Consider the following 22,353-nt stretch of genomic DNA (forward strand, 5'->3'; position numbering starts at 1 on the left):
TTTTTTGTAAACCTGTTGCATCGACAAGGATTTATCCCATTAGTCTTGTTAGAATACCGAGCATCTTGATGCCTTCCATTCCCACTTTTTTAGATCAGGTGCCCATGAAGATTTTAGTCGATGAAAATATGCCCTATGTTGAACCGCTATTTGGCGATCTCGGGGAAATTATTCCTGTTAATGGCCGCACGTTAACCGCAGCGCAAGTGCGCGATGCCGATGTGTTATTAGTGCGCTCAGTCACCAAAGTGAATGCCGAGTTGCTCTCGGACAATCATCAACTGAAGTTTGTCGGCAGTGCCACTATAGGCACAGATCATGTGGATTTAGCCTACCTTGCCGAGCGTAATATCCCCTTCTCTAATGCGCCAGGTTGCAATGCGACTGCGGTTGGGGAATTTGCTTTTATCGCTATGCTGGAGCTAGCACAGCGGTTTGATTCGCCGCTTAAGGGCAAGGTCGTCGGCATAGTGGGCGCGGGCAATACCGGTACTGCAACAGCAAAATGTTTGCAAGCCTACGGTATTAGCGTGTTGCTTAATGATCCCATCAAAGAGAAACAGGGCGATCCGCGCAGTTTTGTGAGCTTAGAAACCATCATGGCGCAGGCCGATATCATCAGTTTGCATGTGCCCATCACGCGCACGGGCGAGCATAAAACCAAACATTTGTTCGATGAGGTGCGCTTAAAGGCGCTCAAACCCAATACATGGTTAGTTAATTGCTGTCGTGGTGATGTGATAGATAACAAAGCACTTGTCAGAGTTAAACGCCAGCGTGATGATCTTAAATTAGTGCTCGATGTGTGGGAAGGCGAGCCAACACCGATGCCTGAACTCGTACCACTGGCTGAATTTGCCACGCCGCATATTGCAGGTTACAGCTTAGAAGGTAAGGCGCGCGGCACTTTTATGCTCTATCAAAAGCTGTGTCAGTTACTTAATATTGCTGCCGATAAAAGTCTGCTGGATCTCTTGCCAAGCTTTAATATTAAGGCGGTCGAACTTGCGACTGCGCCGAATGAAAAAGCGTTATTACAGCTCGCGCGTTTTGTCTATGATTTGCGCGATGATGACAAGATGTTCAGAAATACATTCTTAAATGAGAATGGCTTCGACACTATGAGAAAAAATCACCAACATAGACGCGAATTTAGTGCATTGGCGCTGGCTTATGACGGTCAATCTGAGGTAGATTGGTTGTCCAATTTAGGTTTTTCAGGAGTCGGTCAGTAGCTATGTCACAGGAATTTAATGTTGTCGTTTTAGGTGCATCGGGCGCAGTGGGTCAAACTATGATAGAGATCCTCGAAGAGCGTAATTTCCCGGTTGCCAATTTGTACCCTTTAGCCAGTAGCCGCAGCGCCGGTGAAACGGTCAGCTTTCATGGCAAACAAATTACCATTCTCGACGTAGAAACCTTCGATTGGACCCAAGCTCAAATTGGTTTCTTTTCTGCAGGTGGTGATGTTTCCGCCAAATGGGCACCGATTGCCGCTGAAGCAGGCTGTGTTGTGATTGATAACACCTCTCACTTTAGATACGACATCGATATTCCTTTGGTTGTACCTGAAGTGAATCCGCATGCTATCGCTGATTTCCGCAATCGCAATATCATTGCTAACCCAAATTGCTCAACGATTCAAATGCTGGTGGCACTTAAGCCTATTTATGATGCCTATGGTATCAGCCGCATTAATGTGGCAACGTACCAGTCAGTATCGGGCACAGGTAAAAAAGCCATTGAAGAATTAGCGCATCAGTGCACTAAATTACTGCAAGGTTTACCTGCTGACGCTGAAGTCTATCCAAAACAAATTGCTTTTAACGTATTGCCACAAATCGATAAATTTATGGATAACGGTTATACCAAAGAAGAAATGAAAATGGTCTGGGAAACCCAGAAGATTTTCGGTGACGATGAGATTTTAGTGAATGCGACTGCCGTACGTGTCCCTGTATTTTATGGTCACTCAGAAGCCATTAATATCGAAACTCGTCAGCCTGTTGATGCCGAAGACGTTAAAGCTTTACTGCGTAATGCCGAAGGAGTGGTATTGTTTGAATCCGATGATGATTATCCAACAGCAGTGACAGATGCCGCAGGAACCGATCCGGTTTATGTGGGTCGCATTCGTAAGGATATTTCTCATTCTCACGGGATTAACTTGTGGGTTGTGTCAGACAATATTCGTAAAGGCGCAGCCTTGAACAGTGTGCAAATTGCCGAGATCTTAGTGAGAGATTATTACTAAGCATTAGATTGCATTTAATGCCCATTGAAAAGCCTGCTGTCAGCAGGCTTTTTTTGTTTTACAATTGTGAACAGTAGCAGGGCGGGGATTTCTGGTTTATAGTAATCTCAATAAATACAATTGCCTAAAGCCTGTTATCAGTGAGATAACTTTATAGCGCTTCAAAGGGAAGGATTGATGAAATTTCGCACTTCGTATCTTGTGGGTCTAATGGCCACTGTTTTAGCTGTTTCTTCTACCGCTTATTTTATTGATCCCGCCGTTGCTGCAGATACACCAAGATTAAAACCCTTAAAAATCATGGGGCCAGACGGACAGATCCGTCAAGTTAACCATCAATATGGTCCAACGACATCTAAAGACACTTTTTGGAGCATAGCGCAAAAAGTCCGTCCTGATGCCAGTGTAAGCGTCTATCAGGTGATGGCCGCCTTATACGATGCTAACCCTCATGCGTTTAACTCTGCCAGTTATAATAGTTTAGAACGCGGTATGATCCTGCTCATTCCGTCTAAAGAAGTCATGCTGTCGATCCCCAATCGTATGGCGATAGCCAGAGCAGAGCAAAGTGATAGACAATCTCGGGCTCCGGCGAAAGCAACGTCTAAACCGCCAGCTAAGGTGACGACAGCGAAAGCGCCAGTCACGGCTCCTGCGGTGATTGTTGAAACGAAAGTGACACCACCTAAAGCGGTTGTTGAAACACCTGTTCCAGAAAAGCCCAAGATGCTGAGTTCAGATGTGACGGCGCGGTTAGAAGCGGCAGAAAGCAAAAATCTGTCATTAACCGATGAATTAGCCCGCACGCAAGATCAACTGTCAGTTCGCACTTCAGATGTTGAAGCGCTAAAAGTTAAAGTTGAAGAATTAAATCAACGGATTGCGGTGCTGGAAGAAACGCTTCAAGCCAGCAAACTACAAAACCAAGCCTTGAAAGCCGAAGTTGAAGCTGCGCAAGTGCCAGAGACGACAGCTGTTGAAGCTGAAGTAGAGGCAGAGGCACCTATTGAGCCCGATGACTTGTGGCGCAATATCCTTAACAGTCCTGTGTTATTGATTGCCGCGGCTGTGATCCCTGCCTTGTTCTTACTGCTTGCTGTGTTCTGGTTCCTGCGCCGTAAACGCAATAAAGAACGTCGTGAAATGCAGACACAAGAAGCGGTTATGGCCGCCGGTGCCGCTGGGATTGCGGGTACCGCCATCATGGACATGGATGATGACGATTTAGACGATATGGCGGTACATTTAGATTCTGACCATGCGGACTCCATCGATAGTCTTCTTGATATGGGCAGTGTCGATTTACAACCTGAGCAAGATTTGACTGACTCCCACGATCAGATGGATATGGCGTCAGAGATGTTTGTCGATCCCGGTACGACTGCCGAACCTGAAGCCGAGGATGAAGGACAGTCCCTCGATGATCTGTGGGCCGAAGCCATGGGCGATCAGGAAGAGGATATTGTTGAGGAGAAACCTAAATCTGGCAATATTCTTGAGGAAGCCGATCTTGATGCACTATTAGCGGGCCTAGGTTCTGACGACAGCACTTCTGGCGACAGCACCGAAGCCGAAGAGGATTTAAGTGAATTAGAGCGTAACTTTGCGAGCGATTTAGCTCAAGAAGATGACAGTAATGATATTACTTCTGAGCTGAATGATGTTGAAGTCGCAGACACTAAACCTGCCGATGAAGCCATCGCGGATGACGATGATCTTGATGCATTACTTGCCGAGTTTAGTGTTCCTGCTGAAGATACTGAGATTGCACAAGCGCCTGCACCAGACATTGTTGCGTCTGATGATGAAGATCTCAGTGCTGCCATCGCGGCAGAACTCGGTGATGAGCTAGATGATGAACTTGGCGGAGAAGACATTGATGATATCGATGCCTTATTAGCTGATTTCGATAAACCTGCAGAACCTGAAGTCGAGCCTGATCTTGGCGCTGAAATTGCTGCTGAACTAGATGCGGAGCTTAATGAACTGGGCGTAGAAGACACCGATGACATCGATGCCCTATTAGCAGATTTTGATAAACCAGTAGAACCTGAAGTTGAACCTGATCTCGGCGCTGAAATTGCCGCTGAATTAGACACTGAGCTTAATGAACTGGGCGTAGAAGATACCGACGACATTGATGCCCTGTTAGCCGATTTCGATAAACCTGCAGAACCTGAAGTTGAACCCGACCTCGGCGCTGAAATTGCCGCTGAGTTAGACGATGAGCTTGATGAGCTGGGTGTGGAAGATACCGACGATATTGATGCTCTGTTAGCGGATTTTGATAAACCGACGCCAGCGGCTGAACCTGAAGTCGAGCCCGATATTCGTGCTGAAATTGCCGCTGAGTTAGACGATGAGCTTAATGAATTAGGCGTAGAAGAATCCGATGATATTGATTTACTACTGGCGAGTTTTGATGCTGAGCCTGAACTCAAAGTCGATACAGAAGATGATGATATCAGTGCAGAAATTGCCGCAGAATTAGAAGCTTCGTTACCGGAAGACATAAAAGGTGAAGCGTCAGGTGATGATTTAGATGCACTCTTAGCTGAGTTTGATGTGCCGGAGCAATTGGATGCCGATGAAGATGAATTCGACTTCGATATGGAAACGGCGCAGCTCGATTCAGAAGACAATTCAGTTGACGAAGATAATTTACTTAAAGGCATAGGTGCGGCTCACTCTATCGACGGCACCGATGATACTTTTACATTAGTCGAGGAACTGAGTGACGATAACGACACTGATGTATTAGCGACGGCCGCAGTCACTTTGGCTGCTGCTGCAGCCGCGGCCAGTGTTAAAGAAAAAGAATCTTCTTTCTTTAATGATTTAAAAGCCAATAAGAGCAAAGATCCCCATGTGCTCGATTGGGACTCAGAGCTAGATTTTGCGCCTAAGGCTAAGCCTGCTGCAACGCAAGCAGATGTAACGGCTAATGATGTTGAGCCTAACAAAGATGCCACAGCGCTCGATTATGCTTCTCAAGAGAAGCCCATTAAGGCTACGCGTAACGATATTGATTTTAGTGAAGATTTTAAACTTGATATCAAAGAAGACGCGGATGATTTGGACCTTGAGCAAGGGCTAGACTTAAGTGACGATAATGTGCTCGCCGCTTTTACAGCCAATACAGATTATGACGATGAAGATGTGTTGACGTCGGAAGACAGTTTCTCTCTGGTCGATGATCATAATCTTACCGTCGATGAAGCCTTGGCTGCACTCGATGCCCAGGAGTCACGAAAAGCGCAGAAAAAGTTTGTTCCTGACCATGATTTAACCAGTTTTCAAAATGAAAACGGTTTTATCGACATCGACAAGTTGCTGAATGATGCCGATGAAGAGGGCGCAGATACCGATTTGTATTCGGAAGTTGACGTTGAGATGAGTGATGTCGGTGCCTTAATCGGTGATGCCGCGATGATCGATGTTGATGATGAAGAAAACTCAGTCAACGCTAAGCTGGATTTAGCGCGTGCTTATATCGAAATTGACGACAGCGACAGTGCGAAAGCCCTGCTCAAAGAAGTGCAAATTGACGGTAACGAGCGCCAGCAAGATGAAGCTGGACGTTTGCTCAAAGAGATTAGTTAATCCCGGTTGAGAGTGTTTCAATCTAACGGCGCCTTCAGCGCCGTTTTTTTTATGGGCTGCTGTGATAAAATGCGCCGCTAAATCAATTGTGAGGATAAGTGGATGCGGATTGCATTAGGTATTGAATATGACGGTAATGGTTATTTTGGCTGGCAACGTCAGGCCGAAGTCGATTCAGTACAAGGGCAATTAGAACGGGCGTTATCGATAGTGGCCAATGAGCCTATCGGCGTCTTCTGCGCTGGCCGTACCGATGCGGGCGTGCATGCCACAGGCCAAGTGGTCCATTTTGAAACCAATGCCATTCGTAATGAAGGCGCATGGACCTTAGGGGTGAATGCTAATTTGCCCGACAATATTGCCGTTCGTTGGGTCAAAGAAGTCGACGACAGTTTCCATGCGCGCTTTTCGGCCACCGCCAGACGCTACCGCTATGTGATTTATAATCACACTTTTCGCCCTGGGATTTTACGCCATGGTGTAAGCCATTATCACGGCAATATCGATGCTGACAAAATGCACCAAGCGGCACAGGCACTCTTGGGTGAGCAGGATTTTACCAGCTTTCGCGCTGTCCAGTGTCAGTCGAAAACACCGTTTCGTAATGTGCATTGCGTTAATGTCACGCGCCAAGGTATGTATGTGATTGTTGATATCGCTGCGAATGCTTTCTTGCATCACATGGTGCGCAATATTGTCGGTTCATTGTTAGAAATCGGTCTAGGTAATCAGCCACTGACTTGGATGGGCGATTTGCTCGCGTTAAAAGACAGAAACCAAGCCGCAGCCACGGCTAAACCCCATGGACTCTATTTAGTTGATGTGACTTATCCAGAACAATATCAATTACCTAAGCTCGCCCTTGGGCCATTATTCATGTTGGATTGAAAAGATCTTATTTGAGAGATAATCGAATACGAGGATATACGGACATGCTTACAGTACCAGCGTCAAATGCAGCATTGGAACAGTGGTTGGATTATTTGCTATCTATACATCCAATCGAAATCGATATGGGGTTAACCCGTGTCTCTAAGGTCGCGCAAACCCTGGGTCTTTTGGATTTAGGTCAAACCAAGATAGTGACAGTGGCGGGGACGAACGGCAAAGGCACCACCTGCGCCATGCTCGAAAATATTCTGCGCTTATCGGGTTTGACGGTGGGCGTATACAGTTCGCCACACATGCTGAAGTACAACGAGCGAGTGCGTATCAATGGTAGCGATGTCAGTGATAGCGATTTTGTTACGGCATTTGAGCAAATTGAAGCCGCGCGCGGCGATATTTCTCTGACCTTTTTTGAGTACGCTACGCTTGCATGCTTGATACTCTTTAAAGCCGCTCAGCTTGATGTGGTTATCTTAGAAGTCGGTTTAGGTGGACGGTTAGATGCCACCAATATTATCGATGCCGACATTAGCGTACTGACGTCGGTCGATTTAGACCATGAAAGTTATCTCGGTAATACCCGTGAGCTTGTGGGCCGTGAAAAGGCGGGCATTTTCCGCCGTGGTAAACCTGCCATTGTAGGTGAACCCAACTTGCCACACACTGTCAATGATGTCGCCAATGAGGTTGGCGCCATCTTGTATCGCGTCGGTAACGAATTCAGTTATCAAGCCCATGGCAATCTGTGGGATTTTCAAGGTCAAGTGCTCAAACTGCACGATTTAGCGTTACCAACTTTGCCATTACCTAATGCGGCGACTGTATTGGCAGTGATTGAACAGGGCTGGCCGGATATCACGCCTTCAATTATTGCTGAGGGTATTAGCACGGCTCGGTTAACGGGTCGATTAGAGCGGGTGAGTGAGAAGCCGTTAGTGTTACTCGATGTTGCCCATAATCCCCATGCGGCGCGGTTTTTGGTACAACAGTTAGCGCCAATCGTTGTGGATAAGCGCGTGTTCGCCCTTTGCGGCATGTTGAAGGATAAAGATATCGCAGGTGTGTTGCCTGTGATCAACCCTCTGATCGACACTTGGTATTTGGTCAGTCTGCACGGTGAGCGTGGCGCGAGTTCGGCCATGCTACGCAAAACATTAGCCACTGAGGCTGTTGCATTTGAGTTTGAGGACATATCTGAGGCTTGGTCTGCATTAAAAGCGCAAATTAACCCAGATGATGTGGTAATTGTGTTTGGCTCCTTTTACACTGTGGCAGGTTTTAAGTCTCAATTTATGCAGGAAGTCAGTTTTGTCTAGCCAGTTTCATAATCGTTTAGTCGGCACTGTGGTGCTGGTTGCGCTTGGGGTAATTTTTTTGCCGGATATTTTGGATGGAAAAAAAGATCGCCAAGAAGAGCAGTTTTCCGAAATTCCTTTGCGCCCGACCGTGATTGAGCAGCAAAAAGCCGACGATGATATGTTTGAAGTCTTGTCGGCCGAGGATGCTGCTGCGCTGAATGGGACTGAGGTCGCCTTAGCCGAAATGCCAGTTAATGCTGACAATGAAAAGTCTGCCGTTGCGCCAGTAATCGAAGTCGCAAAGCAAGATGTTAAGAAAGACGTTAAGCCTGATGTTAAAAATGCAGAGCCTAAGCCTAAGCCTGAAACGAAACCTGAAGCTAAAAAAGAGCCGCCTAAAGCCACTGTAAAAACTGAGCCGGCTAAAAAAGCGGACGCTAAAGCGACTACTGTGGCTAAGGCTGAAAAGCCGAAAGCAGAAACGTCCAAAGCCAGTGCAGCCAAAGAGGATGCCGTTAAAGTGGTCAGCCGTGACAGCTTGAAAAGTGGCTTTACCTTGCAGCTTGGCAGTTTTAACAACGCAACGAATGTTAAAGCCTTGGTTGCACAGCTGCGTAAGAGTGGTTTTAAAGCGTACACTATTCCTGAAAACCCTAAAGATGGCGTATTAACCAAAGTGTTTGTCGGACCCGATGTGTCTGAGGCAAAGCTGAAGAAAGTACAAGTTGAGGTGGAAAACCTTACACGTCTCAAGGGCTGGATTGTTCCTTTTAATCCCTTAGAATCTTAATGGTGATACAACACACGAGACTGAAAATGATTTATTTACCTCACTAGGGGTGAGAATCGTTTCAGTCTCTGGTAGAATCGCGCCGTCTTAAAGCCCATGTCGGAAAGCCATCTCAATGGTTTGGATTGATTACGCTATCATATTCGTCATCGGATTATCGACTCTCATCAGTCTGATCCGTGGATTTGCCAAAGAAGCCATGTCCTTAGTGGTATGGTTTGCGGCTTTCTTTGTTGCCAGCCAATTTTACCAAGATCTTGCCGTTCACTTAACACAAATGAACGATGAGATGCTGCGTAATGGCGTTTCTATTGCCATCCTCTTTATTACCACTTTGGTACTCGGTGCCTTAGTTAACTATATTCTCGGACAACTTGTTGTCAAAACCGGATTATCTGGCACAGACAGGCTTTTGGGCTTGTGCTTCGGTGCTATTCGAGGCGCGCTTATTGTTAGCGCCTTGTTGTTTTTCATGGATGCTTTTACAGGCTCTCCCAACTCCCAATGGTGGAAAGATTCTGTGCTAGTACCCGAATTTGGCGTTGTTATTCAATGGTTTTTTGACTATTTGGAAAATACCTCCAGCTTTGTACCCAAACTATAAGAAAGAAAATAAAATAATCCTAAGTGATAGAACATCTTACAATGAGGAAGCTTACCCATGTGTGGTATCGTCGGAATAGTTGGCCAATCATCGGTTAATCAGACCATTTATGATGCACTGACAGTGTTGCAGCACAGAGGTCAGGATGCGGCAGGTATTGTGACCATTGATCGTGGTGCTTTCAGACTACGTAAAGCCAATGGTTTGGTTAAAGACGTTTTTGAAGTCAAACATATGCAACGCCTACAAGGTAATGCGGGTATTGGCCATGTGCGTTATCCAACTGCGGGCAGTTCAAGCGCATCTGAAGCGCAGCCTTTCTATGTTAACTCGCCATTTGGGATCTCATTAGCCCATAACGGTAATTTAACCAACACAGTCGAATTAGCCGAAGGGCTGATCAAAAAACGTCGTCATGTGAACACCACTTCGGATTCTGAAGTCTTGTTAAACCTGCTCGCCGACGAACTGCAAAAAACCACGAGTTTGACTCTGACGTCGGAAGAAGTGTTCGATGCGGTCGCTAACGTACACCAACAAGCTCGTGGCGCTTACGCGGTTGTTGCCATGATTATTGGTCAAGGCTTAGTTGCGTTCCGTGACCCATTTGGTATTCGTCCTTTGGTATTAGGTAAGCACGAAACTGCCACTGGCACTGAATACATGGTGGCTTCTGAAAGTGTGGCACTCGATGCCGTTGGCTTTGAAGTGATGCGTGATGTTGCACCGGGTGAAGCGATTTATGTTTCAATTGACGGCCAGCTGTATACCCGTCAATGTGCAGCCGAGCCTAGCTATGCACCTTGTATCTTCGAATTTGTTTATTTTGCCCGTCCAGATTCGACGATCGACAAAGTGTCTGTATATGCAAGTCGCGTCAACATGGGCGCTAAGCTTGGCGAGAAGATTAAGAAGGAATGGTACGATCACGATATCGACGTGGTTATTCCTATTCCTGAAACCTCTTGCGATATCGCGCTGGAAATTGCCCGTTGCATGGACTTACCGTACCGCCAAGGTTTTGTGAAAAACCGTTATATTGGCCGTACCTTCATCATGCCTGGTCAACAGGAGCGCAAGAAGTCAGTGCGTCGCAAGTTGAATGCGATTAACACTGAATTCAAAGGCAAAAATGTCCTGTTGGTGGATGACTCTATCGTTCGCGGTACGACCTCTGAGCAAATCATCGAAATGGCCCGTGAAGCAGGTGCTAAGAAAGTGTACTTTGCCTCTGCCGCACCAGAAATTCGTTTCCCGAACGTGTACGGTATTGATATGCCAACGTCGAATGAGCTTATTGCACACGGTCGTGATGCCGATGAAATCGCCAAGTTAATTGGTGCTGATGGCATTATTTTCCAAGACTTACCCGATTTAATTGAAGCGGTAAGAATGGAGAATCCTGCGATTAAACGTTTCGAAACGTCCGTATTTGATGGTCACTACATCACGAACGACGTTGACCAAGCGTATTTAGATCACTTGACGCAACTGCGAAATGACGATGCTAAAGCCGATCGAAATAAAGATATTGGCACTAACTTAGAGCTGCATAACGTCTGTCACCCATAAGGATTGTGGGTAATTCAGTATCGTAAAGTTTGTGTCCTTTTTGTTCTAAACGATACAAAAAAAGCCAGTGAGAAATCACTGGCTTTTTAATGGCTTATATTTGCTTAACGGATCATCGTGATAACGTCTACGTATTTATGCGTTGCGCTGTTTCAGTCATTACATTTTCTTCAGCGTGCTTACGTTCAACCCAGTAATCCGCATTTTTAATACCCAGTTTTACCGGATCAAAAAGTGGCTCAATGCCAAGTGCCTGCTGTGATTCATAATCTTTAAGGCAAGTGAATGCGGTTTTCCTCAATAGAATAATGGCAATAATATTGAGCCATGCCATGAGTCCAACACCAATGTCGCCCATTCCCCAAGCCATATCAGCCGTTTTAACTGTGCCGTATACGGTTGAGCCAATGATTACGACTTTGAGAACGACCATGAACCAAGGATGATTTACTTTACGGTTAATATAGGCAATGTTGGTCTCGGCAATGTAGTAATAAGCCACTATGGTCGTAAAGGCGAAGAAGAACAGTGCGATAGCCACAAAGATATTGCCAAATCCTGGCATCATACTTTCCATTGCCGTTTGTACGTAGCCAGGTCCTGCAGCGACTCCGGCAATGCCGGTATAGAGCGCCGCACCGTCTGGGCCCTGAACATTATACAGTCCTGTAATGAGCAGCATGAAACCTGTTGCAGAGCAAACGAATAAGGTGTCGATATACACAGAAAAAGCTTGAACTAACCCTTGTTTGGCAGGATGGCTTACCGCCGCTGCAGATGAGGCATGTGGCGCTGTACCTTGACCCGCTTCGTTGGAGTAAATACCCCGCTTTACCCCCCACATGATGGCTAAGCCTAAAATGGCACCAAAACCCGCATCAAAGCCAAAGGCACTTTTGATAATTAACCATAAAATACCCGGTAGCTGGCCAATATTTAGCGCTATGATGACACAAGCCACTATGATGTAACCCAGTGCCATAAAGGGGACGACGGCACTGGCAAAGTGAGCGATACGTTTTACACCGCCAAAAATGATAAAACCAAGAAGCATAGCCAGTATGGCTGCAGTCACATTAGGATCTATGTTGAAAGCGGTTTTTAAACTTGAACCAATCGAGTTAGCTTGTACGCCCGGCAGCAGGATCCCGCAAGCAAATATGGTCGCAATTGCAAATACCCATGCATACCATTTCATGCCTAAGCCTTTTTCAATATAAAAAGCAGGCCCACCACGATACTCGCCATTGATTTTTTCTTTATAGACTTGACCTAAGGTCGATTCAACGAAGGCGGAGCTGGCACCGAGAAAGGCAACCATCCACATCCAAAATAAAGCGCCAGGACCACCAAAGGTGATTGCTGTGGCAACCCCTGCAATGTTACCTGTACCGACTCGACCCGCTAATGTCATCGCGAGTGCTTGAAAAGATGACACTCCCGCATCAGTACTCTTACCATCAAACATCAGGCGGATCATTTCTGGCAGATGGCGCAGCTGTAAAAATCGAGTGCGAAGGGAGAAATAGAGCCCGACACCTAGGCAAAGAAAAATAAGTGCAGGGCTCCAAATTACACTATTGATCGCGTTGACAATCTCATTCATAGACTCCGATTCCTTTATTGTGTTGTTTTAGCAGAGTTTTTAGGTTTACGGTTATTCAACAGATGTTGAGTTAGGACATTCACTTTTGATTAAGACATTTTTTGTAAATATCCAAGATACTCAACATAACTATTTTTTAGGGAGCTTCATAGTTAAAGTGTTAAATATTTGAAACCAATGTGTTTTGAAATTGAGTTTTAGCATGGGTAAATAGAGCGGAGGGGCGAGTTAACTCGAAATACGGTAGTGATTTATTATGAATGTCAGTTATCCCATTACCCAAAGTAGCATCCATACGCCGAATAAGCTGCTTAAGCTATGGCGCGTGATTTGGTGGCTGAGTAATAGAGATAAACTCACAGCAATAGGAATGACGAGAATGAATCCCCATGCTAACGGCATATCGATGATTTTCATTTGTCCCAGCCAGGTACTGGTGAGCATGCTTATTGCGAGTAACATTAAGCTATGGAATATCAATAACTGATTGAATCTTAATATTAATGCTGGAGTTATTGTCATAGCCTGTCGCGCATTTATTGCAAACTGTCTCATAGTCACTCCTTAGTTATTTAGTGTATCTTATGCATTGTTGAGAATCATTCGCAATTGAATTTACACTTAAGCTTTTACATTTAAGCTCGGTTTACTACAGAAATTTGCACTCAACTGGCGTTTGGGCTAAATTATACTGTAATTATATCCAGTGCTTGGTGTTTGTATGATTCTCTATATCGCAGAAAAACCTAGCCTAGGGCGGGCCATTGCCGATGTATTGCCTAAACCCCATAAAAAAGGCGATGGATTTATCGAAGCCGCCAATGGCGATTGTGTGTCTTGGTGCGTTGGTCACTTGCTCGAGCAAGCAGAACCTGATGCCTATAATCCCGAATTTAAGTCTTGGAAATTCGAGCATTTGCCAATAGTGCCAGACAAGTGGCAACTAAAACCTAAGGCTGCGACCCGCAGCCAACTCACAGTGCTAAAACGATTAGTCAAACAAGCCAACACGCTGGTTAACGCGGGTGATCCCGACCGCGAAGGGCAGTTACTCGTGGATGAAGTGATTGCCTATCTTGGCGTGACGGGGGACAAGCTACATCAAACCCAGCGTTTACTGATCAGTGACTTAAACCCACAAGCTGTAAAACGGGCTCTAACGCAACTACGCAGTAATCGCGAGTTTATTCCTTTATCCACATCTGCCTTAGCCCGCAGTCGTGCCGATTGGCTCTATGGCATGAATATGACGCGTGCGTACACCATCCAAGGTAAAAAGGTCGGTTATCAAGGCGTGTTATCCGTCGGCCGAGTACAAACGCCATTGCTTGGGCTAGTGGTGCGCCGTGATGAAGAGATTGCCCACTTTCAATCTAAGCCTTTTTATGAAGTACTGGCGCATTTGGCGACCGAGAAGCAAGAAACCTTCAGCGCCAAGTGGCAACCTAGCGAAGCTTGTCAGCCTTATATGGATGAAGAAGGACGAGTGTTAGCGAGAGGGCTAGCGCAAAATGTGGTGAGTCGCATCAGTGATAAACCAGCCTTAGTCACTCAATTAGTGGCTAAGGACAAGAAACAGAATCCACCATTGCCCTACAGCTTATCCGCGTTGCAAATTGATGCGGCGAAACGGTTTGGCATGAGTGCTAAGGATGTGCTCGATACCTGCCAGAGTTTGTATGAACGCCATAAACTCATTACTTACCCACGCTCCGACAGTCGTTATTTACCCGTTGAGCAACATAACCTTGCGCCTTCGGTACTTAAGGCGATAAGTGACGGTGCTGCTGAGTTATTGCAAGGTGCTGATGCACCCGATCCCCGTCTTAAATCTAAAGCATGGGATGATAAAAAAGTGGACGCCCATCACGCAATCGTCCCCACAGAGAAGACGGCTAACTTATCTAGCTTGAGTCAGCGTGAGAGGCAGTTATATCTTCATGTTGCTCGCCAGTACTTAGCACAGTTTTATCCGGCTTATTGTTACAGTGAAACCACAGTGCAAGTGACAATCGAGGGTGGCTTATTTAATACCAAGGCGCGTCAGGATAAATCCCTCGGCTGGAAGCAACTCTTTGCCCGCCAAGAGCCAAATGGCAGTAAGGCGAATGGCAACAAGTCGACGGAAGAAAGCACAGGTAAGGACGATGAGGAGAATGACGAGTTTATCGGCCAATTACCGCCGTTGAAATTGGGGCAAGCTTTGCATTGTACTCGAGGCGAATTGTTGGAGAAAAATACTCAACCACCAAAGGCCTTTACCGATGCCACTTTACTCGGTGCTATGACGGGTATTAGCCGTTATGTGACCGATCCTGAGATCCGTAAAATTCTTAAAGAAACCGATGGATTAGGTACAGAGGCCACCCGTGCAGGTATTATCGAATTGCTGTTCAAACGCGGTTTTTTACAACGCTTAGGTAAATCTATTGTCTCGACAGACGTGGGGAAAGGATTGATTAACAGCTTGCCCGCGAGTGCGACTACGCCGGATATGACAGCGCTTTGGGAAGCGAGCCTGAACGGCATTTGCCATAAAGAAACCTCTTATCAAGCCTTTATGCAACCACTGCTCGGCACCTTATCCACGCTTATCCAGAATGCAGGCGCACAACTGCCAACCGCGCTTAATGGTTTACAAGGCCAAGGTTATCGTAAAACGGCAAGTAATAAATCTGGTTATCGTAAGTCGCCTTACCGCAAAGCCTCGAGTTCGGCAAAACGGGCAGGCACTACAAGTACAGCTAAAAGCAGTGTTAAGAAGTCAGTGGCTAGTACTGGCGCAAGGAGTCAAACACGCAAAGTGGCTACAGAGGTTTAATCGTCACGAGTGCGTTGTGATTCTGTTGTAGGGGGATATTCGACCTTAAGCTATAACACTTTCATAGCACTGAATTTGGGCAAAAAAAAAAGAGTAAACCAAAACGGTTTACTCATACGGAAATAGGTCGTTAAAGCTTGCCAAAATCACTCAACTGATGAGGAGCAGGCATATAATCTCAGCATTAACTTAATTAGCCCTTAAAGCTCATATTTATCTTAGGGTGTCGCCTCGGTTTAAGCTGATGAGTTTATCCAGTATGCGTTCTCCATCCATGCGAATGCCGTTATGTTCATATTCTGATGTTAACCAATACTTTAGCCTGCCAACTTGTTTTGTGGTTTCTAAACTGTATTGCATCTCTACAAACATATCTTCACTGTAAATGGCCGCTGCAACAGGGACTCGGTTTTGTGCCAGTTGCTCTAGATTGTAAAGTGTTGGCCAATCTGATTTATGGGCAAGGATTTCTGCCGCGGCTTTAAGCGGCACTAAGTGACTAAATTGGTCAAACATCCATGGGTATATCATCTCACCTGTGAATAAAAACGGTTTACCTTGTTGATAGTTAAAGGCGGGGAATTGCTGTCTAACCCTGTGTGCCGACCATTGTGAAGCCGAGTGTTGACAGTAGATGGCTTCATGCAACAGAGCAAAAATCGGGTTAGTGTTGTAATCGAGCATTTGAGCGAAATGATTTAAAAATAACGGGTTAACGACTGCCCCTGAAGCCGTGTTGATCAAGGCTTGTTCAAGCAAATAATAAACCGATTCAGGCCCTTGCTCCATTCCAATATTAATACCCAGCAGTTGCAACATTTCAACCGTGAGGCGTTCACCCGTTGCCAAATACACTTCATTTTCAAGCAAATGTTTTGCTAAGCGAGTGACGAGATGTTGAGCATCGTGGAAGCGTTGGAAAAATTGTTTATTCTTCGCCAGTACGCGTTGATAAGTCGCAAGATAGACGTCGTCGCTGCTACGGGTTAATGATGGTATGCCACCCGTGATATAGGCTTCACTGACGCCTTGAGGGGCGGCGCTTAAATAATGTAACACGCAAAATCCCCCGAAACTTTGGCCGAGAATCGCCCATTTATCGGCGGGACAAAGCTGGGCACGAATCGTTTCGGCATCACGAATGATATTGTCAGCCCTGAAATGGCTTAGGTAATCCGCTTGAGCTGCGGGATCTAAGTGTTGCAGGCTTTGGTAATTAATCGGTGTTGATAAGCCTGTGCCACGTTGATCGAGTAATAACACCCGATATTCTTTTAATGCGCGGCGGATCCAGCCGCTGTTGCTGGCGGGACGCATGGCCGCAAATCCAGGGCCGCCTTGAAAAAATACGATATAAGGTAGTTTTTTATCTTTGTTTTCTGGGCTACAGAGTTCTCTGGCAAACACTTGGATTTGCTCTGCAATTGGATTTTGATAGTTGAGGGGCAAGGTAAAAGTGTGTTTCTTCGCCAGCACTCCGGCGAGAATAATATCGGGTTTCATCAAACAACCTTAATGGCAGAGGATCATGTTATTGTGATTGGCAGATTGTATACCCAAATAAGCTGAAGATGCAGTAACCTAGGCTACCTGAAACGCGTATCTTCAGCTAACTTGGGTATAGACAAAATAGTTTATGTCGTAAGCTAGGATTATTTGATTAGCTTTTGGTGAAGATCAATTTTTTGGATACAAATTTGAGCCATGATGAGTTTCTTAGCGTAATCTATCGCTTATGGATAACACGAGATTGAAGCTATGAAGTATCAGATTATTCCAGTGACACCTTTTCAGCAAAATTGCAGCTTGATCTGGTGTGAAAAAACCAAGTGTGCTGCGGTCGTGGATCCCGGCGGGAATATTGACAGGATCCAAAACGAAGTGGCGAAACTTGGACTCGTCCTCGAAAAAATCATCCTTACCCATGGGCATATCGATCATGTCGGTGGTGCAAAAGCCTTAGCAAAAGCCGCCAATGTGCCGATTATTGGCCCGCATATTGCCGATAAATTCTGGATTGATAACTTACCTAAGCAAAGCCAAAATTTTGGTTTTCCCCATTGCGATGCCTTTGAACCGGATCAATATCTGCAGGATGGCGATATTGTTAAAGTGGGCGAGCAAAGTTTATCTGTGCTGCATTGCCCAGGGCATACGCCGGGACACATCGCACTTTTCTCTGCCCAATCTAAGTTGGCGTGGGTGGGGGATATTTTGTTTCGAAGTTCTATCGGCCGTACCGATTTCCCCCAATCAAATCATCAGGATTTAATTCACTCGATCACCGAAAAACTGTGGCCCTTAGGCGCCGAGGTTGAATTCATTCCTGGGCATGGTCCTATGTCGACTTTTGGTGAAGAGCGCGAGCATAACCCCTTTGTCGCGGACCAACTTTTACTGTAATTGAGACGCCATTCAGCATTGCTTGATTTGTGAGCGATAATCACTCGCAAATCAAATGATTATTTCAGCTAATAAACCAACCTTTTTTATGTTTTCTGTTTTTCCTTCTAGACTTAAAGCAGTTCTTCCGTCTACTGGGGTAAGTATGAAAACAAAAACAATGATGAGCGTGGTCTTTTCGACCATAGTCGCGAGTGCCGTGATTTCTGCGGTATTGAGCTTCAATGTTAAGTCTAAAATCGATCTCTTTAATGATGCGGCTAGCGTCCGATATCAGTCCTATCAAGTTGCCGATGAGTTAAGACAAAGTTCCGATGACCTAACGCGTCTCGCTCGAACTTACGCTGTAACGGGTGATGAAAAATACGAAAAAATGTATATGGATATTTTGGCTATCCGTAATGGTGAGAAGTCTAGACCTGAAAAATATCACCAGATTTACTGGGATTTGGTGCTGAGCTATGGCGATAAGCCAAAACCCGACGGTGCTAGCATTGCGATAAACACGCAAATGAAGTCCCTCGGTTTTTCTGATGAAGAATTCCGTTACCTTGAACAAGCTCAGCAAAACTCAGATGCGTTAGTCGCCCTCGAAGTGAAAGCCATGAATGCCGTTAAAGGTATTTTTATGGACCCCAACACCCAAACCTACACGATCAAAGGTGAGCCTAACTTAACCATGGCGAGGGAGTTATTACATAGCGACCAATACCACAGAGAAAAAGCTAAGATCATGCAGCCGATTGATGAGTTTTTTACAGCATTGGATAAACGTACCGATGGTGATGTGAATAACCGACTCGATTCCCTGCATGCAGCATTAAACTGGTCCCAACTGGTGTTATTTATCGTGATTTTAGCCGCCGTTGGCGGATTTATTATCGTTAAAAGCAGGATTGTGACTCCCTTAGTGCAGACCTGTGTTGAATTGCTCGATATTCAGCGCTCTAAAAATCTTGCGCGGCGGATCTCTGTTACGACTCAGGGGGAAATTGGCGAAATCGTTAATCAAATCAACTTGTTTATATCCTCCCTTGCCAGTTCATTATCGACGACTGATGGCATTGCAAAAGAGGTGGCTGATTTAGCTAAGCAAACTAAAGCATCAATTCAAATTTCGCGTGAAAGCTCAAATCGGGTGGCGAGAGAACTGGACGCCAGCGCCAGTGCGATGGAAGAAATGACCACGACCTTAGTGCATGTGAGTGAGAGCACCTCGAATGCTGAAAGCCGCGCCGCCGAAAATGAAACGCATGTCACTGTAGGTAAACAGACAGTATCGGAAGCGTTGAAAGCCATGTCGGTATTAGAAACTGAGTTTAGGAATACTCAAGACTCTATGTCACATCTAGTGAACGAAAGTACCCAAGTCAGCAATGTGTTGAGTGTGATTAAGGCAATTGCTGAGCAAACGAATTTGCTGGCACTGAATGCCGCGATTGAAGCCGCACGGGCCGGTGAGCAAGGACGAGGCTTCGCTGTGGTAGCTGATGAGGTTCGCTCATTAGCCCAGCGCACTCAAGATTCCACCAAGGAAATCGATGATATTGTTGCAAGCCTTCAAAGCCGTACCAATCAAGTGGGTACATCTGTGACTCAAGCGGCGACGCTAATGCAAAAGGCGGGGGTAGAACTGCAACGTATCGTGGCAGTATTTGAGGATATTCGCCATAGTACGGAAGCGATTCATGGGATCAATACTCAGGTTGCCGCTTCAACCGAAGAACAATCCTTGGTTTCTAAAGAAATCGCTTCGAGCATGATGGTGATCCGCGATAATTCCCGTGAAGTATCACAGATTATCGAACAGATTGAATCGACATCCATTAGTCTAGACAACCAATCCCAGATACTGCGCACTAAGGCGGGCGAATACCAGTTTTAGATGAAATGTGGTTGATTTGCGAACAAACGCCACTCAGACATGGACGTCAATTCTTCCTCTTTAGCTTCCCCTGAACATATTTTATGCTTCAACACTTTTTGAAATCTATTACTCCTTTCAATACGCACACGCCTTTGCTAACTTGGTTGTCCATATGTTTAATGCGAGCGTTTGACGAAGCGGTTTTATTTGCTGATAAAACTTGCGTCAAGTTTTGATGACAAATAGACGTCGATAGCTGCGTTATTAACGGTTGATAGTTTCAATAGCGATAAGCGCATTAAATTTTTTAAATCTCCCTAACCCAATGGAGTCCTTGCGGATGGATCACCAAATCGAAGATTTACTAGAGCATTGGCTACCACTAGCGGATGACGCTTGGGTGCTTGCGGTGATCACCCAAATTCAAGGTTCGGCTTATCGTAAACCCGGCGCCATGATGTTGTTTCATGAGTTCGGTCAAGGCGTGGGTATGTTAAGTGGCGGCTGCTTAGAAGCCGATCTCCGCCGCCATGCCCAAAAGGCCATGCAGACAAAGCAAGTCACGTGCGTGACCTATGATGCAAGCGATGAGTCCGATGCCAGTTATCGACTCGGCTGTGGCGGCATAGTGGATATCATGTTGATCCCACTCTTAAAAGAGAATCATGATCTTGGTTTGGTGGAGCTAGTGCAGGCTTTTCGCCACGGTCGGTCGGGTTTTTATCAATTGCCATTAGTCAAAGCGGGGACGGATGCGCGCCAATATCAAGCCGCTTTCTACCCCGAAGCGTTGACACCGTTCCCCGCCAGCGATTTTGTCCGCACGGGCATCTTCACCCAAGAGGCGGGAGAATCGCTGATCATTCCGCTGAGACCAAGATTCCACCTTGGGATTTTTGGCGGTGGTATCGACGCTAAGCCTATTGCCGCCATGGCTCATACCTTAGGCTGGCAAGTGACGGTTTTTGATGGTCGTACCGCCTATGCCAGAGCGGCGGATTTCCCCCATGCCCATGTAGTGAAACTTGCCGCTGGGGAATTAACCGCGAATCATATCGCCCAATTGGATTGTGCCGTAGTGATGAACCATAACTTGGGCTTAGATGCTGCGGCATTGAAGGTTATTCAAGCCCATCCACTTGCCTATGTCGCCTTGCTTGGTCCTGCTCACAGACGGGACAAAGTGCTGGGGATGGCGGGGCTGAGCACTGAATCTTTTTCTGGAGTGTTTTCTGCTCCCGCAGGGCTTGCCCTTGGCGGCGAGTTACCGGGCGCAGTGGCCTTAAGTATTTTGGCCCAGTGCCACGGCGTGCTCCATGGCGCGACCTTAAAACATCTCGATGAGATAATGCGTTGATGACATTGCCGCCCGCGCAAAAGTCTGCTGCGCTAACATCCACAGAGCAAACATCGACAGAACAAACATTGACAGAGCAAGCGCCAGGCTCATCCAAACGGCTGCTGATTGTGGTACTTGCGGCAGGTGGGAGTCAGCGCTTTGAGGGGGTCAAGTTAGCGCAGCTTATACCATCGCTTAGCGCGACTGGGATCAGCGAGCACGCCATCATCAGCACCCATGTTGAACGTTTACAACAACTTTATTGCCAAGATTTAGATTTGGAGCGCCAAGACACTCCTTCGCTTCAACATGCGTCTTTATTAATCATACTCGGTGCTCATCAGCCTATATTGCAACCATTATTAGCCGAGCTTCATTCCCGCCAACCCTTTGATATTTTAGTTAATCCACAGTGGCAAACGGGCCTTGCCTCCTCTGTGAGTTTGGCGGCAAGTTATGCCAAGGAACAGGGCTTTGATGCCATGCTGCTGACGCTCGCTGACCAAGTGGCCTTGAGCTGCGATGATTATCGCCAACTGATTTTGACATGGCATGAAACCGGTAAAGAGGTTGCCGCCCATTATTTGGATGATTTAGGCGTACCTGCTATTTTTAATGCCTCTACATTGCCTTTGTTCACTCACTTGAGTGGTGATCGCGGGGCTAAATCTATTTTAAAACAACAAGCACAGCAGGGAGCGTTAGTCGCTATAACACTACCCAGCGCCGCAATTGATATTGATACCCAAGCCGATCTTGCGTCGTGGTTGGCACTTAAGGAGTGAGTTATGGCAGAAGTTTTATCAACCAAAGCAGTCGGCAAGGAAGCGAATACCGCCGCTTCCACCCAGACATTTTCTACCCAAACGCTTTCCATCAACGGTAAGTCATTTACCTTAGATGCTGATCCTAAAATGCCCATCCTGTGGGCACTACGGGATATTTTAGGGCTTACGGGCACTAAATATGGCTGTGGTGCAGGGCTATGCGGTGCTTGCACTGTGCATTTAGACGGCCAACCCGTGCGGGCTTGCTTAACCAGTTTGGGGCAGGCACAGGGAAAACGACTGACGACAATTGAAGGCCTTGATAATCAAAAGCTTAAAAATGCATGGGCCGAACATAACGTGCCCCAGTGCGGCTATTGTCAGGCGGGACAACTGATGTCGGCTGCGGCGTTAGTGGCGCAGCATCCGAAACCTTCTGAAGCACAAATCAACTCGGCCATGTCGGGGAATATCTGCCGCTGCGGCACCTATCCTAGGATCAAAGCCGCACTGCAAAACTATGCCAAACAGGAGGGCTAAT

At 46.3% G+C, this 22,353-nt stretch carries 17 protein-coding genes; 14 read left to right on the plus strand and 3 right to left on the minus strand.

What is annotated here, in order from left to right:
* Positions 1-104: 104 nt before the first annotated feature.
* The 8 genes from ACHA99_RS17370 (at position 105) to purF (ending at position 11,009) form a co-directional block, all read left to right on the plus strand.
* Positions 105-1,235 (plus strand): 4-phosphoerythronate dehydrogenase, encoded by a 1,131-nt coding sequence (locus ACHA99_RS17370; RefSeq protein ID WP_263163400.1) that lies wholly within the window; start codon positions 105-107, stop codon positions 1,233-1,235.
* Positions 1,236-1,237: 2 nt separating this feature from the next.
* Positions 1,238-2,254 carry an aspartate-semialdehyde dehydrogenase gene (locus ACHA99_RS17375; protein WP_131523510.1) on the plus strand — a complete coding sequence of 339 codons (1,017 nt, stop codon included), beginning with the start codon at positions 1,238-1,240 and terminating at the stop codon, positions 2,252-2,254.
* Between the two features lie 177 nt (positions 2,255-2,431).
* Positions 2,432-5,857 carry a FimV/HubP family polar landmark protein gene (locus ACHA99_RS17380; RefSeq protein WP_393944085.1) on the plus strand — a complete coding sequence of 1,142 codons (3,426 nt, stop codon included), beginning with the start codon at positions 2,432-2,434 and terminating at the stop codon, positions 5,855-5,857.
* 102 nt (positions 5,858-5,959) lie between these two features.
* Positions 5,960-6,745, plus strand: coding sequence for a tRNA pseudouridine(38-40) synthase TruA (gene truA / locus ACHA99_RS17385; RefSeq protein ID WP_028761033.1), 786 nt, complete (start codon positions 5,960-5,962; stop codon positions 6,743-6,745).
* A gap of 44 nt (positions 6,746-6,789) precedes the next feature.
* Positions 6,790-8,061, plus strand: a complete 1,272-nt coding sequence (folC, locus tag ACHA99_RS17390; RefSeq protein WP_393944088.1) for a bifunctional tetrahydrofolate synthase/dihydrofolate synthase — start codon at positions 6,790-6,792, stop codon at positions 8,059-8,061.
* Positions 8,054-8,833: an SPOR domain-containing protein gene (locus ACHA99_RS17395; protein ID WP_393944090.1), complete on the plus strand. Its 780-nt coding sequence runs from the start codon at positions 8,054-8,056 to the stop codon at positions 8,831-8,833. The genes folC and ACHA99_RS17395 overlap by 8 nt, the downstream gene beginning before the upstream one ends.
* Before the next feature lie 115 nt (positions 8,834-8,948).
* The gene (locus ACHA99_RS17400; protein ID WP_028761030.1) at positions 8,949-9,437 is read left to right on the plus strand and encodes a CvpA family protein; all 489 of its coding nucleotides are present in this window, start codon (positions 8,949-8,951) and stop codon (positions 9,435-9,437) included.
* Positions 9,438-9,494: 57 nt separating this feature from the next.
* A complete protein-coding gene (gene purF / locus ACHA99_RS17405) occupies positions 9,495-11,009 on the plus strand; it encodes an amidophosphoribosyltransferase (protein ID WP_028761029.1) in 1,515 nt (504 codons plus the stop codon).
* Positions 11,010-11,136: 127 nt separating this feature from the next.
* On the opposite strand, the gene ACHA99_RS17410 is transcribed toward purF, so the two are convergent.
* Together ACHA99_RS17410 and ACHA99_RS17415 are read right to left on the minus strand one after the other, a co-directional pair.
* Entirely contained in the window at positions 11,137-12,615 is a 1,479-nt protein-coding gene (locus ACHA99_RS17410) for a sodium:alanine symporter family protein (protein WP_105252099.1), read from the minus strand.
* Between the two features lie 267 nt (positions 12,616-12,882).
* The gene (locus tag ACHA99_RS17415; protein WP_028761027.1) at positions 12,883-13,170 is read right to left on the minus strand and encodes a hypothetical protein; all 288 of its coding nucleotides are present in this window, start codon (positions 13,168-13,170) and stop codon (positions 12,883-12,885) included.
* A gap of 166 nt (positions 13,171-13,336) precedes the next feature.
* Here ACHA99_RS17415 and ACHA99_RS17420 point away from each other — a divergent pair, with 166 nt between their 5' ends.
* Positions 13,337-15,436, plus strand: coding sequence for a DNA topoisomerase III (locus ACHA99_RS17420; protein ID WP_393944093.1), 2,100 nt, complete (start codon positions 13,337-13,339; stop codon positions 15,434-15,436).
* A gap of 213 nt (positions 15,437-15,649) precedes the next feature.
* Here the strand turns inward: ACHA99_RS17420 and ACHA99_RS17425 are convergent, their stop codons facing one another.
* Positions 15,650-16,939: an alpha/beta fold hydrolase gene (locus tag ACHA99_RS17425; RefSeq protein ID WP_393944095.1), complete on the minus strand. Its 1,290-nt coding sequence runs from the start codon at positions 16,937-16,939 to the stop codon at positions 15,650-15,652.
* A 255-nt stretch (positions 16,940-17,194) separates the two neighbouring features.
* Between ACHA99_RS17425 and ACHA99_RS17430 the strand changes: the two genes are divergently transcribed.
* The 5 genes from ACHA99_RS17430 (at position 17,195) to ACHA99_RS17450 (ending at position 22,352) form a co-directional block, all read left to right on the plus strand.
* Positions 17,195-17,839, plus strand: a complete 645-nt coding sequence (locus tag ACHA99_RS17430) for an MBL fold metallo-hydrolase (protein WP_393944096.1) — start codon at positions 17,195-17,197, stop codon at positions 17,837-17,839.
* 145 nt (positions 17,840-17,984) lie between these two features.
* A complete protein-coding gene (locus ACHA99_RS17435; protein WP_028761018.1) occupies positions 17,985-19,724 on the plus strand; it encodes a methyl-accepting chemotaxis protein in 1,740 nt (579 codons plus the stop codon).
* Between the two features lie 322 nt (positions 19,725-20,046).
* Complete coding sequence (locus tag ACHA99_RS17440; protein WP_330148370.1) at positions 20,047-21,063, plus strand: XdhC family protein; 1,017 nt, start codon at positions 20,047-20,049, stop codon at positions 21,061-21,063.
* Positions 21,063-21,830 (plus strand): nucleotidyltransferase family protein, encoded by a 768-nt coding sequence (locus ACHA99_RS17445; protein WP_330148371.1) that lies wholly within the window; start codon positions 21,063-21,065, stop codon positions 21,828-21,830. The genes ACHA99_RS17440 and ACHA99_RS17445 overlap by 1 nt, the downstream gene beginning before the upstream one ends.
* 3 nt (positions 21,831-21,833) lie before the next feature.
* Complete coding sequence (locus ACHA99_RS17450) at positions 21,834-22,352, plus strand: (2Fe-2S)-binding protein (RefSeq protein ID WP_393944098.1); 519 nt, start codon at positions 21,834-21,836, stop codon at positions 22,350-22,352.
* Position 22,353 lies beyond the last annotated feature (1 nt).

Source organism: Shewanella sp. S23-S33, from assembly GCF_043359565.1.
GTDB classification, from domain to species: Bacteria; Pseudomonadota; Gammaproteobacteria; order Enterobacterales; family Shewanellaceae; genus Shewanella; species Shewanella oncorhynchi.

Bases quoted from the DNA above. Each gene is read 5' to 3' on its own strand.
- ACHA99_RS17420 (WP_393944093.1), top strand. From the start codon at position 13,337: ATGATTCTCTATATCGCAGAAAAACCTAGCCTAGGGCGGGCCATTGCC.
- ACHA99_RS17425 (WP_393944095.1), bottom strand. From the start codon at position 16,939: ATGAAACCCGATATTATTCTCGCCGGAGTGCTGGCGAAGAAACACACT.
- ACHA99_RS17440 (WP_330148370.1), top strand. From the start codon at position 20,047: ATGGATCACCAAATCGAAGATTTACTAGAGCATTGGCTACCACTAGCG.
- ACHA99_RS17435 (WP_028761018.1), top strand. From the start codon at position 17,985: ATGAAAACAAAAACAATGATGAGCGTGGTCTTTTCGACCATAGTCGCG.
- ACHA99_RS17445 (WP_330148371.1), top strand. From the start codon at position 21,063: ATGACATTGCCGCCCGCGCAAAAGTCTGCTGCGCTAACATCCACAGAG.
- ACHA99_RS17380 (WP_393944085.1), top strand. From the start codon at position 2,432: ATGAAATTTCGCACTTCGTATCTTGTGGGTCTAATGGCCACTGTTTTA.
- ACHA99_RS17415 (WP_028761027.1), bottom strand. From the start codon at position 13,170: ATGAGACAGTTTGCAATAAATGCGCGACAGGCTATGACAATAACTCCA.
- ACHA99_RS17430 (WP_393944096.1), top strand. From the start codon at position 17,195: ATGAAGTATCAGATTATTCCAGTGACACCTTTTCAGCAAAATTGCAGC.
- folC (WP_393944088.1), top strand. From the start codon at position 6,790: ATGCTTACAGTACCAGCGTCAAATGCAGCATTGGAACAGTGGTTGGAT.
- ACHA99_RS17370 (WP_263163400.1), top strand. From the start codon at position 105: ATGAAGATTTTAGTCGATGAAAATATGCCCTATGTTGAACCGCTATTT.
- purF (WP_028761029.1), top strand. From the start codon at position 9,495: ATGTGTGGTATCGTCGGAATAGTTGGCCAATCATCGGTTAATCAGACC.
- ACHA99_RS17450 (WP_393944098.1), top strand. From the start codon at position 21,834: ATGGCAGAAGTTTTATCAACCAAAGCAGTCGGCAAGGAAGCGAATACC.
- ACHA99_RS17375 (WP_131523510.1), top strand. From the start codon at position 1,238: ATGTCACAGGAATTTAATGTTGTCGTTTTAGGTGCATCGGGCGCAGTG.
- ACHA99_RS17410 (WP_105252099.1), bottom strand. From the start codon at position 12,615: ATGAATGAGATTGTCAACGCGATCAATAGTGTAATTTGGAGCCCTGCA.
- truA (WP_028761033.1), top strand. From the start codon at position 5,960: ATGCGGATTGCATTAGGTATTGAATATGACGGTAATGGTTATTTTGGC.
- ACHA99_RS17400 (WP_028761030.1), top strand. From the start codon at position 8,949: ATGGTTTGGATTGATTACGCTATCATATTCGTCATCGGATTATCGACT.